Below are 12,868 nucleotides of genomic sequence, written 5' to 3'. Positions count from 1 at the left end.
GGGCCTCAGCGGGCCACGGATCCCTCGGTGTAGTCCTTGTCGACGTCGGCGCGCCAGGCGAACATGGAACGCACCTCACGGCCGGTGGCCTCGATGGGGTGCGCCTCGCCCTCGGCCCGGAGCTTCTTGAACTCCGGGGCGCCGGCGGCCTGGTCCTCCATGAAGCGCTTGGCGAAGGTTCCGTCCTGAATGTCGGCAAGGACCTCCTTCATGTGCTCCTTGGCCTCGGGCGTGATGATGCGCGGGCCGGAGACGTAGTCGCCGTACTCGGCGGTGTCGGAGCAGGACCAGCGCTGCTTGGAGATACCACCCTCATTAATGAGGTCAACGATGAGCTTCATCTCGTGGCAGACCTCGAAGTAGGCCATCTCGGGCTGGTAGCCGGCCTCGACCAGGGTCTCGAAGCCGTACTGGATGAGCTTGGAGACGCCACCGCACAGGACGGACTGCTCACCGAAGAGGTCGGTCTCGGTCTCCTCGCGGAAGGTGGTCTTGATGGCACCGGCGCGCGTACCGCCGATAGCCTTGGCATAGGACAGCACGAGGTCCCAGGCGGCGCCAGTGGCGTCCTGCTCCACGCAGACGAGCACGGGCACGCCTCGGCCGGCCTCGAACTCACGGCGCACCGTGTGGCCGGGGCCCTTGGGGGCCACCATGACGACGTCGATGTCCGCAGCCGGCTTGATGTAGTCGAAGTGGATGTTGAAGCCGTGGGAGAACAGGAGGGCGGAGCCCGCCTTGATGTTCGGCTCGATCTCATCGCGGTAGAGAGCGGCCTGCACCTGGTCAGGGGCCAGGACAGTGATGACGTCGGCCCAGGCGACCGCCTCGGCGATCGGCTTGACGGGCAGGCCAGCCTCCTCGGCCTTGGCTGCAGAGGACGAGCCCTCGCGCAGGCCGACAACGACCTCCACGCCGGAGTCGCGCAGGTTCAGAGCGTGAGCATGCCCCTGGGAACCGTAGCCGATGACGGCAACCTTCTTGGACTGGATGACGGACAGATCGGCATCGTCGTCGTAGAACTTCTCAGCTGCCATATTGCTTCTCACTTCTCCTTGAGTTGATCGGTGATGGATCGTGGGCCGCGCGTGATCGCCACGGCACCGGACTGGACAATCTCTTTGACGCCGTACGGCTGGAGAGCCGTCAGCAGAGCCTTGACCTTGGATTCTGAGCCGATGGTCTCGATGACCACCGACGTCGGGGCGACGTCGACGACGTGGGCGCGGAACAGGTCGACGACCTGGAGCACCGCAGTACGGTTGGCGTCATCCGCGTGCACCTTGATGAGGTAGAGCTCGCGCTCGACGGAGGTGTCGGGATCCAGCTCGACGATTTTAAGGACGTTGACCAGCTTGTTGAGCTGTTTGGTGACCTGCTCCATGGCCAGCCCCTCGGCGTCGGCGATCACCGTGATGCGCGAGATGTCCTCGTGCTCGGTGGGTCCGACGGCCAGGGAGTGGATGTTGAAGCCCCGACGCGTGAACAGCGCTGACACCCGGGTCAGGACGCCGGGCTTGTTCTCCACCAGGACGGACAGCGTGTGCTTCTCGCTCACGGCGCTCACTCCTCTTCCCACACCGGGCTCATGCCCCGGGCGTGCTGGATCTCGTCATTGGAAACCCCGGCGGCGACCATGGGCCAGACCTGGGCGTCCGCAGAGACGATGAAGTCGACGACGACGGGGCGGTCGTTGATGGCGTTGGCCTGGGCGATGACGTCGTCCAGGTCCTCCAGGCGCTCGCATCGCAGCCCCACGGCCCCGTAGGCCTCGGCCATCTTGACGAAGTCGGGGACCCGAGCCGTTCCGGCCCCGGTATGCAGATCGGTGTTGGAGTAGCGCTGCCCGTAGAACAGGGTCTGCCACTGCCGCACCATTCCCAGCGAGGAGTTGTTGATGACAGCGACCTTGATGGGGATGTTGTTGAGGGTGCAGGTGGCCAGCTCCTGGTTGGTCATCTGGAAGCAGCCGTCTCCATCGATGAGCCACACCGGGCGGTCCGGGCATGCCTCCTTGGCGCCCATGGCCGCGGGCAGACCGTATCCCATAGTTCCGGCGCCGGCGGAGGTGAGCCAGGAGTGGGGGCGGCGGAAGGTGAGGTAGTGCGCCGACCACATCTGGTGCTGCCCCACGCCCGTGACCCAGATGGTGTCCTCGGACGCGGCCCGGTTGAGGTGGGTAATGACCTCCTGGGGCTGAAGCAGTCCATCGTCGGTGTCGCTCCAGTCCGTGGGGTAGGTGGCCTGGATGCGCTCGACCTCGCGCAGCCACGGTGCGATATCCACCCGACCCTCAGCGGAGACGTGGTCGCGGAACTCGGCGCTCAGGGCGGGGACGACGTCGGTCAGATCACCGACGATCGGGACGTCGGCAGTGCGGATCTTGGAGATCTCAGCGGGGTCGACATCGACGTGGATGACCGAGGCCTTCGTGGCGAAGGTGTCTGGCCTACCGGTGACCCGGTCATCGAAGCGGGCCCCCAGGCAGACGATGACATCGGCCCGCTGAAGGGCTCCGACGGCGGCGACGGTACCGTGCATTCCGGGCATCCGCAGGTTGAGCGGGTGATCACTGGGCATGACGTCCAACGCGGTCAGCGTGGTGACGAATGGCGCCCCAATGAGCTCGATGAGCTCGGTCAGGTCGTTGGAGGGCACCTGCGCACGGTTCAGGCCACCGCCGAGGTAGAGGACGGGGCGGTCGGCAGCGGCGATCACCTCGGCGGCCTGAGCCAGGCGCCGCTGGTTGGGCTTGCCGGGCAGACGGTAGCCGGGCAGGTCCCGGACCGGGGGCCACACGAACTCGGTAGGCCCTTCCTGGGCGTCCTTGGAGATGTCGATGAGGACGGGGCCAGGACGTCCGGTTGAGGCGATGTGGAAGGCCTCGGCCACACGCGGAACGATGTCCTCGGGACGGGTAATGAGGAAGGAATGCTTGACGAAGGGCATCGTGGCACCGACGATGTCGGCCTCCTGGAAGGCATCCGTCCCGATTCCACGACTTCCGACCTGGCCGGTGATGGCCAGTATCGGCACCGAGTCCATATGCGCGTCAGCGATGGCGGTGATGAGGTTGGTAGCACCGGGGCCGGATGTCGCCACGCAGACTCCGACCCGGCCTGTGACCATGGCGTAGCCCTCGGCGGCGTGGCCGGCACCCTGCTCGTGGCGCACCAGAACGTGCCTAATCCTCGTCGAGGCGAGTAGTGGGTCATAGAAGGGCAGAATGGCACCGCCCGGCATCCCGAAGATGTCAGTGACACCAAGCTCTTCCAGTGCGCGTACCAGAGCCTGGGCGCCCGTCATGACCTGTTGGTCCTGACATGCAGGAGCGTCGTCGCGGGTCATCGCTCGCTCTCCTTCTCCGTGCTTACCGTCCGGCGACCTGCCGGGTAATGAACGTTAGATCAGTGATCGCAGAGAGTCATATCGAGACACCAGTTGTCTCACATTATGGAATCACGGACATGTGCATCCCTGTGAGCACCCCGCCCCGTCCCTCACTGCCCCTGTCGGGACGGCTTCCGGCCGACGAGCCCCGGACCTTGGTACGTCATGGGCCCCGCCAGAGATGACACAATGCCCCTGTTACTCACGACAAGCATCCGCCGCGTCACTGTCAGCGGCGAGACGGAAGGCGGCACAGCGACGTGGTCACCACGGTCCTGCACTATCTGTTAGACAACCCGGTTGTCATCGTGCTCCTCATGGTTGGCGCCGGGCTGCTGCTCTGGCGCGCCAGACGCAGAAGCATACGCATCCCGGCGACGGTCCTCCTGGCTGCCAGCACGGCTCTCCTGGGCTGGAAGGTGGCGCACGCCAATATCCTCCACCACTTGTCCGAGAACGTGGTTCTCGTCCTGTTCCTCCTGGTCGGCACCGGGATGCTGCTGGGACACATCAGGATCAAGGGTGTGAGCCTTGGGGCGGCGGCGGTCCTGTTCTGCGGCATCGCATTGGCGGCCTGGGGAACGTCTGCCGCAACGCCGATCGAGGTTCCCAGAGAGCTGGGAACGCTGGGGCTGGCGATCTTCACCTTCGCCATCGGGATCCAGTCCGGGCCGAACTTCTTCCACGTGATCCGCACCGCCGGTGGTCCGTTGGCCATCCTCCTGGGTGTTCTGGGCGTGGCGGCCCTGGCTGCCGTGGGTGTAGGACGTCTCCTGGGACTCAAGGCGTCAATGATCGCGGGTGCCTTCGCCGGCGCCGTCACGAACACGCCTGCCCTGGCGGCAGCCGGCAACGCCGCGGCCATGGCCGGTGACAAGGCAGGACCGGGAGACGCCACCGTCGCCTACGCCGTTACCTACCTCTACGGTGTCATCGGCATGCTGTTCTTCTGCCTGCTGGCGCTGCGCTACCGCCGCAGTGACAAGGACACGCCCTCTCCGCTCATCAACCGCACCATTCGTGTGGAACGCGAGGACGGCCCGCTTCTGGGCAATATCGTCGAGACCATCTCGGGACAGCTAAGATTCTCTCGTCTGCGCCGCGGTGAGCAGGGCCCCATCACCCGACCGACCAATGACGACCGCATCTTCAAGGATGACCTCATCACCGTCGTCGGAACGCAGGAGGCCGTCAACCAAGCGATCAAGGCGGTGGGCCACGGATCGTCGCACTCTCTCATTGAGGACCGCAAATACCTCGACTTCCGCCGCATCACGGTCTCCGATCCGAAGCTTGCCGGTCGCACCGTCGACGAGCTCGATATCGACAACCGTTTCGGGGCGACGATCTCACGGGTGCGCCGCGGCGACGTCGACATGGTGGGCACCCCGGACCTGGTGCTACAGCTGGGTGACCGGGTTCGCGTCGTCGGCCCGACCGGGCGCATGAAGGAGATCTCGACGTACTTCGGTGACTCGTCGCGCGGGTTGTCCTCCATCAACCCGGTGGCCCTGGGCCTGGGAATGGCCCTGGGCATCGTCATCGGTGAGTGGAAGTTCCTCACTCCCACCGGGGCCACCTTCTCCATCGGTTCGGCTGCCGGCACGCTACTGGTCGGGCTCATTTTCGGTCGTATCGGCCGTATTGGAAAGTTTGTGACTGCCATGCCCTTCACAGCGACGGCAGTGCTCTCGGAATTCGGGCTCCTGGTCTTCCTGGCCCAGGCGGGCACCAGGGCGGGCGGAGAAATCGCACACGCCTTCACCGGCGGTGACTGGTGGCGGATCTTTGTCACCGGCTTCGTTGTCACCACCATTGTGGGACTGGGGATCTACGCCTCCATGCGATGGGTGGTCAAGATGGGCGGGACCCGCCTGTCCGGCCTGATCGGTGGCGTTCAGACTCAGCCGGCGATCCTGGCGTTCGCCAACGAACGCACCGGTGCCGACCCTCGGGTGGCCCTGGGCTACGCCATGGTTTATCCCGTGGCGATGATCGTCAAGATCTTCATCGCCCAGATTCTCGGCGGACTCTAAGTCCCTCCCCCGCGCCTTGCGCGTCCTGTTGAGCACATGGTGGTCCGCCGCTGAGAGGAGCGGCGGACCACCATTATCCGGGAGGCACGCAGAAGACCTGGCGGATCAGTCCTCCTTCGGCTGTGCAGCCGCCTCGGCCTGAGTGCGAGGGAGCGTGATGTGTCCAGAGGTGGCGACATCGTGACGCCAGTTGTGGTCGGTGATGATTCGTGCCAGTGCGAGTCCGACACCGATTGCCGTGATGACGAAGAAGACCTCAAACAGGTTCGTGGCGGCGTCGCCGACGTCGACGCCCTTGTCGATCGACAGCGTGTTGAGCGCCGAGATCGCGCGATAGAAGGGCACGCCGGGGATCATGATGACGACGGCGGGAACGGAAAGCGCCACTCGAGACAAGGAGGCCCGGGAGACGAAGAGCTGAGCCAGCAGTCCAATCGTTACCGCCGCCAGTCCGACCGCGAGCTGCCACGGCACATGGAAGACGTCAATGAGCAGAAGCCGCCCGGTATTAGCCAACGCACCGACCACGGCGGCGAGTGTGCTGGCCTTGGTGCCGGCATTGAACAGCATGGCGAAGCCGTAGGCCGCAATGAATGAGCAGAAGCATCGCAGGACGTAGAGGAGCGGTCCGTCAAGCGGCACACCGCTGGCTGACTCGACGTCCCAGCGGAAGATGAAGGTGACGGTCCAGACGGCGATGCCGGCGGCCGCCATCACCATGAGTACATAGGCACCACGCGAGAGCGCTGAGGAGAAGTCCTGCCGGAACAGATCCAGCATCGCCGTGACCATGGGGAAACCGGGAATGAGGAACAAGATGGCCGAGATAATGCCGCCCTGATGGTTGCCTGTCACCGCACCGGCCGCATCGAGTGCCGTCACGATCCCCATGTATGTACCGGACGCCGCCACTCCACAGACAATCCAGGTGAAGAAGTGCTGATAGTGACGCTCAAGCATCTGCCGGCGAATGAACTGCCCAAGAAAGGCGGCCACGAGCACCGTCAGGCACTCGACCCATCCGCCCTTGTTGAGGAAACAGAATCCTGCGCAGGCCACGCCGGAAGCCGCGGCGTTGGTAAAGGCGTTGTACCGAGCGCGCATCTTCTCAACCTCGGCCAGCTTGGCCTCGAGGTGCTCGACGGTCTCATGAGCGCGCAGATCATGGACGATCCTGCGCAGAGCCTCCAGACGGGCCACGTTGACACCGACACGACGCACTTCGCAGGCCTCGGTACGGAATCGGTTGCCAACGTATGACGAGGTGACGATCTCCGTCATGGTCACTGTGGCCTCATGGCGGTCAAGGCCGACGGCGGCAGCGGCTCTGGCCATTGAGGATTTGATGCGGTAAGAGCCTGCACCCGCAGCGAGCATGAGGCGCCCTAGATGCAGCACGACGTCCGACTGCTGCATGAGTCGGTCGGAGTCGAGGCTCGGTTCATGGCTGTGCGGGTTGGCAGAGGGGAGGTCGGTTCCAGACACGAGGACAATGGTGCCCTGTTTGATGGTGTCGTGTCAGATCCTTTGTGGATACAAGACAGTGTCGGCTGGAACACTGTCCATCAGGGCAGTTCGCGCGTGACAAGCAACCGGCTCGGAACCGTTGTGAGGCGGTTCCGAGCCGGTTGATCAAGTGTGTGCTCGGTGGTGTCCTACTCTCCCGCACCCTGGCGGGTGCAGTACCATCGGCGCTGTCAGGCTTAGCTTCCGGGTTCGGGATGGGTCCGGGCGTGTCCCTGTCGCTGTGACCACCGAGACGTCTGGGTGGGTAGTGCGGTGCGTTGATTCACTTGTGTGGTGGTTGCCCCCGCACCCCACACGCTCACGCTCACGCGCGTGCGTGTGTGTGTGGTTGGTGGTGGGTTGGGTGTGGACCGTATAGTGGACGCTTTCGTGCTTACCGTTGTTCCCCTCGTCCCACGCACCGTGTTGTGGCGGGTGGGGGGTGTTGTTTGTGTTGGCCTATTAGTACCAGTCAGCTCCAACCGTTACCGGTCTTCCACCTCTGGCCTATCAACCCAGTAGTCTGCTGGGGGCCTACCAGGAAGGACGAGTCCTTCCTGCGGAGACCTTGTCTTGAAGATGGTTTCCCGCTTAGATGCTTTCAGCGGTTACCCGTCCCGAACGTAGCCAACCAGCCGTGCCCCGGGCGGGACAACTGGCACACCAGAGGTTCGTCCGTCCCGGTCCTCTCGTACTAGGGACAGGCCTTCTCAAGTCTCCTGCGCGCGCAGAGGATAGGGACCGAACTGTCTCACGACGTTCTAAACCCAGCTCGCGTACCGCTTTAATGGGCGAACAGCCCAACCCTTGGGACCTGCTCCAGCCCCAGGATGCGACGAGCCGACATCGAGGTGCCAAACCATGCCGTCGATATGGACTCTTGGGCAGGATCAGCCTGTTATCCCCGGGGTACCTTTTATCCGTTGAGCGACGACCCACCCACACGGGATCGCCGGATCACTAGTTCCTACTTTCGTACCTGCTCGACCCGTCGGTCTCACAGTCAAGCTCCCTTGTGCACTTGCACTCAACACCTGGTTGCCGACCAGGCTGAGGGAACCTTTGAGCGCCTCCGTTACACTTTAGGAGGCAACCGCCCCAGTTAAACTACCCACCAGGCACTGTCCCTAACCCGGATCACGGGCCCAGGTTCAGGCGCACGCCATAACCAGAGTGGTATTTCAAGGACGACTCCACCGCTACTGGCGTAACGGCTTCAACGTCTCCCACCTATCCTGCACAAGCTATAGCGGGCGCCAATACCAAGCTGTAGTAAAGGTCCCGGGGTCTTTCCGTCCTTCTGCGCGAAACGAGCATCTTTACTCGTACTGCAATTTCGCCGAGCTCATGGTTGAGACAGCGGGGAAGTCGTTACGCCATTCGTGCAGGTCGGAACTTACCCGACAAGGAATTTCGCTACCTTAGGATGGTTATAGTTACCACCGCCGTTTACTGGGGCTTAAATTCACCACGTCACCCGAGGGTTAATGGTTCCTCTTAACCTTCCAGCACCGGGCAGGCGTCAGTCCGTATACATCGCCTTACGGCTTCGCACGGACCTGTGTTTTTAGTAAACAGTCGCTTCCCCCTGGTCTCTGCGACCCTCCCCCCTAACAGGCCAGCTGTTTCAGGGATCAGGCCCCCCTTCTCCCGAAGTTACGGGGGCATTTTGCCGAGTTCCTTAACCATGATTCACTCGTGCGCCTAGGCATACTCTGCCCGACCACCTGTGTCGGTTTAGGGTACGGGCGGCTGGCACCATCGCGTCGAGGCTTTTCTCGGCACCCCAGGATCACCCTGTTATCCCCCACCAGCGTGGGGTCACCATCACGCCTCACCCCCGTCATCCAAGACAGTCCCCCGGATTTACCTGGGCAACGGGCTGCGCGCTTGAACGGACCAAGCCATCAGGTCCGCCGGGCTACCACTGTGCGTCACCCCTGTTAACACGCTTGCCTACCTGCACGGAGGGTCCCCAGACCCCACCACCACAACCCCCACCAGGCCCGAAGACCTGAGCTGAGGGCCGATATGGCAGCACGGCGTGGGTTAGCACCCGCGCGTCAGCATGGGCGGTGCTTCGCCGGTACGGGAATATCAACCCGTCATCCATCGACTACGCCTGTCGGCCTCGCCTTAGGTCCCGACTCACCCAGGGCGGACTAGCCTGGCCCTGGAACCCTTGGTCATTCGGCGCTAGGGCTTCTCACCCTAGTATCGCTACTCATGCCTGCATTCTCACTCCCGCACCGTCCACCAGCAGTCACCCACAGGCTTCCCCCGGTGCAGGACGCTCCCCTACCACCCACAGCCCCTGCCACCACCCCAGCAACGTGGGACGATGAAGGGAACAAACGCTGTGGGTCCGCGGCTTCGGCGGTGTGCTTGAGCCCCGCTACATTGTCGGCGCACGATCACTTGACCAGTGAGCTATTACGCACTCTTTCAAGGATGGCTGCTTCTAAGCCAACCTCCTGGTTGTCTGCGCGACCGCACATCCTTTCCCACTTAGCACACGCTTAGGGGCCTTAGCCGGCGATCTGGGCTGTTTCCCTCTCGACCACGGAGCTTATCCCCCGCAGTCTCACTGCCACGCTACAACCCGCACGGCATTCGGAGTTTGGTTGACGTCAGTAACCCTGTGGGGCCCATCAGCCACCCAGTAGCTCTACCTCCGCCGGGCAACACGCGACGCTGCACCTAAATGCATTTCGGGGAGAACCAGCTATCACGGAGTTTGATTGGCCTTTCACCCCTACCCACAGCTCATCCCCCCAGTTTTCAACCTAGGTGGGTTCGGTCCTCCACACGCTCTTACACGTGCTTCAACCTGGCCATGGGTAGATCACCCCGCTTCGGGTCCAGAACGCGCCACTACACTCGCCCTGTTCGGACTCGCTCTCGCTACGGCTACCCCACACGGGTTAACCTCGCGACACGCCACTGACTCGCAGGCTCATTCTTCAAAAGGCACGCCACCACCCCCACACACAACAAGCATGGGAGGCTCTGACGGCTTGCAAGCGCCCGGTTTCAGGTACTATTTCACTCCCCTCCCGGGGTACTTTTCACCATTCCCTCACGGTACTATCCACTATCGGTCATCAGGAGGTATTCAGGCAGCCAAGTGGTCTTGGCAGATTCACACAGGATTCCACGAGCCCCGTGCTACTCGGGCACCACCCCAGACACGCACCAACCAGTTCCGCCTACGGGGGTATCACCCACTACGCCACGCCTTCCCAGACGATTCAGCTACAGATCAGCACACGCGCCCGGTCTCCGGCAGAAGACCAACAGGACAGCCCCACAACCCCGCACACGCAACCCCTGCCGAGTATCACACGCACACGGTTTCACCATCATCCGCTTTCGCTCGCCACTACTCACGGAATATCTTCTCCTACGGGTACTAAGATGTTTCACTTCCCCGCGTCACCCCCCACACCCTATACAATTCAGATGCAGGTGACACGACATAACTCGTGCCGGGTCCCCCCATTCGGAAACCCTCGGATCACAGCCCGCCAGCCGGCTCCCCGAGGAATATCGCAGGCCACCACGTCCTTCATCGGCCCCTGATGCCAAGGCATCCACCGAACGCTCAAAAAAACAAACAACACAACACACGACAAAACAAAAGAAATGTCACAGAAATCTTACAGTAAGATGCTCGCGTCCACTATACAGTTCACAACCAACCCACCCACACCCACACCCCACCACCAACAGGCAGCAGAAGCACAGGCCAGGCAACCAGGGCGCACTGCCCCAGAACCCCGACAGCATGCCACCCCCACACACGCACACAACCGCGCACACCAGGGGCACCCACCACAACAGACCACCACGACCACAACAGCCGCAGCAGCCCACCACAAGCAGGCGTGTTTCCTACACCACACAACACCACAACCAACCAACCCCACACAACAGCGCAAGGCCAGCCAGCCGCAGCTTCCGTGCGAGACACCCCCTCCAGGCCGGCCCAGACCACACTGGCCCAGACAAAACAAACAACCAAAAAAGAAGGAGGAGGCAAACCGCCCCACACAAACCTATCCTTAGAAAGGAGGTGATCCAGCCGCACCTTCCGGTACGGCTACCTTGTTACGACTTCGTCCCAATCACCAGCCCCACCTTCGACCGCTCCCCGTAGGGCCACGGGCTTCGGGTGTTGCCGACTTTCATGACGTGACGGGCGGTGTGTACAAGGCCCGAGAACGTATTCACCGCAGCGTTGCTGATCTGCGATTACTAGCGACTCCAACTTCACGGTGTCGAGTTGCAGACACCGATCCGAACTGAGACCGGCTTTAAGGGATTCGCTCCACCTCACGGCATCGCAGCCCTCTGTACCGGCCATTGTAGCATGCGTGAAGCCCAAGACATAAGGGGCATGATGATTTGACGTCATCCCCACCTTCCTCCGAGTTGACCCCGGCAGTCTCCCGCGAGTCCCCACCACAACGTGCTGGCAACACGAGACAAGGGTTGCGCTCGTTGCGGGACTTAACCCAACATCTCACGACACGAGCTGACGACAACCATGCACCACCTGTGAACCAGCCCCCCACAAAGGAGAGGAAACCCCGTCTCCGGAGCCATCCGGCACATGTCAAGCCTTGGTAAGGTTCTTCGCGTTGCATCGAATTAATCCGCATGCTCCGCCGCTTGTGCGGGCCCCCGTCAATTCCTTTGAGTTTTAGCCTTGCGGCCGTACTCCCCAGGCGGGGCACTTAATGCGTTAGCTACGGCGCGGAAAACCCGGAAAAGGCCCCCCACACCTAGTGCCCAACGTTTACGGCGTGGACTACCAGGGTATCTAATCCTGTTCGCTCCCCACGCTTTCGCTCCTCAGCGTCAGTAACGGCCCAGAGACCCGCCTTCGCCACCGGTGTTCTTCCTGATATCTGCGCATTCCACCGCTACACCAGGAGTTCCAGCCTCCCCTACCGCACTCAAGCCGGCCCGTACCCACCGCAAGCCCCCAGTTAAGCCAGAGGATTTCACGACAGACGCGACCAGCCGCCTACGAGCTCTTTACGCCCAATAATTCCGGACAACGCTCGCGCCCTACGTATTACCGCGGCTGCTGGCACGTAGTTAGCCGGCGCTTCTTATCCAGCTACCGTCAACCCACCCACACAGGAGCAGGCCTGCTTCACTGGCGAAAGAGGTTCACAACCCGAAGGCCTCCATCCCTCACGCGGCGTCGCTGCATCAGGCTTGCGCCCATTGTGCAATATTCCCCACTGCTGCCTCCCGTAGGAGTCTGGGCCGTGTCTCAGTCCCAGTGTGACCGTCCACCCTCTCAGGCCGGCTACCCGTCACCGCCTTGGTAGGCCATCACCCCACCAACAAGCTGATAGGCCGCGAGCCCATCCCCCACCAAAAACACCCAAAAGGCGCAATCTTTCCCAGGCCCACCATGCGACAGACCCAGAATATCCCGTATTAGCCACACTTTCATGCGGTTATCCAGAAGAAGGGGGCAGGTTACTCACGTGTTACTCACCCGTTCGCCACTCATCCACACCCACCACAAAGGAAGGCGCTTCACCGTTCGACTTGCATGTGTTAAGCACGCCGCCAGCGTTCGTCCTGAGCCAGGATCAAACTCTCCAAACAAAACCAACAAAACCACAAAGGTTCCAATCAGAAAAAGCCCAGAAAACCAGACCACATGGCCCCACCCAACCCCCACAACAGAAGCCAGGCAAACCAAAACAAAACAAGCCCCAAAAAACCACACAAAACGCGCAGCCCCCCAGGACCCATGGCATAAAAAACATGACACACTATCGAGTTCTCAAACAACACACCCAGCCAGAATTCACCGAAGCCTTACGGCTTCAACTCGCCCTGGCGAGCAACTCCGCTACTATAGAGGACCTACCGTTCCAACGTCAAGTCGAAGAACTTTGCCCTCGATC

The 12,868-nt window shown here is 62.1% G+C and carries 5 protein-coding genes and 3 rRNA genes; 1 reads left to right on the top strand and 7 read right to left on the bottom strand.

Annotated elements, in window-relative coordinates:
* Positions 1–5: 5 nt before the first annotated feature.
* Genes ilvC through BQ8008_RS02355 form a run of 3 tightly spaced genes read right to left on the bottom strand, consistent with a single transcriptional unit; the run spans position 6 to position 3,348 of the window.
* Positions 6–1,037, bottom strand: a complete 1,032-nt coding sequence (gene ilvC, locus BQ8008_RS02365) for a ketol-acid reductoisomerase (protein WP_108832647.1) — start codon at positions 1,035–1,037, stop codon at positions 6–8.
* 8 nt (positions 1,038–1,045) lie between these two features.
* The gene (ilvN, locus tag BQ8008_RS02360; RefSeq protein WP_003784785.1) at positions 1,046–1,558 is read right to left on the bottom strand and encodes an acetolactate synthase small subunit; all 513 of its coding nucleotides are present in this window, start codon (positions 1,556–1,558) and stop codon (positions 1,046–1,048) included.
* A gap of 5 nt (positions 1,559–1,563) precedes the next feature.
* A complete protein-coding gene (locus tag BQ8008_RS02355) occupies positions 1,564–3,348 on the bottom strand; it encodes an acetolactate synthase large subunit (protein ID WP_108832646.1) in 1,785 nt (594 codons plus the stop codon).
* 359 nt (positions 3,349–3,707) lie between these two features.
* Here BQ8008_RS02355 and BQ8008_RS02350 point away from each other — a divergent pair, with 359 nt between their 5' ends.
* On the top strand, positions 3,708–5,426 hold the full coding sequence (locus BQ8008_RS02350; RefSeq protein WP_234415431.1) for an aspartate:alanine exchanger family transporter: 1,719 nt from the start codon (positions 3,708–3,710) through the stop codon (positions 5,424–5,426).
* Between the two features lie 105 nt (positions 5,427–5,531).
* On the opposite strand, the gene BQ8008_RS02345 is transcribed toward BQ8008_RS02350, so the two are convergent.
* From BQ8008_RS02345 to BQ8008_RS02330, 4 genes are all read right to left on the bottom strand, one after another.
* On the bottom strand, positions 5,532–6,911 hold the full coding sequence (locus BQ8008_RS02345; protein ID WP_108832645.1) for a threonine/serine ThrE exporter family protein: 1,380 nt from the start codon (positions 6,909–6,911) through the stop codon (positions 5,532–5,534).
* 157 nt (positions 6,912–7,068) lie between these two features.
* Positions 7,069–7,185 (bottom strand): 5S ribosomal RNA (gene rrf / locus BQ8008_RS02340).
* 190 nt (positions 7,186–7,375) lie between these two features.
* A 23S ribosomal RNA gene (locus tag BQ8008_RS02335) occupies positions 7,376–10,552 on the bottom strand.
* Positions 10,553–11,000: 448 nt separating this feature from the next.
* Positions 11,001–12,563, bottom strand: a 16S ribosomal RNA gene (locus BQ8008_RS02330).
* The 16S, 23S and 5S rRNA genes sit together here, the layout of an rRNA operon.
* Between the last annotated feature and the right edge of the window lie 305 nt (positions 12,564–12,868).

Source organism: Actinomyces sp. Marseille-P3109 (assembly GCF_900323545.1).
Taxonomy (GTDB): Bacteria; Actinomycetota; Actinomycetes; order Actinomycetales; family Actinomycetaceae; genus Actinomyces.
Note: the sequence above shows the minus strand (reverse complement) of the source record. Positions and strands in the feature narration are given on the sequence as shown.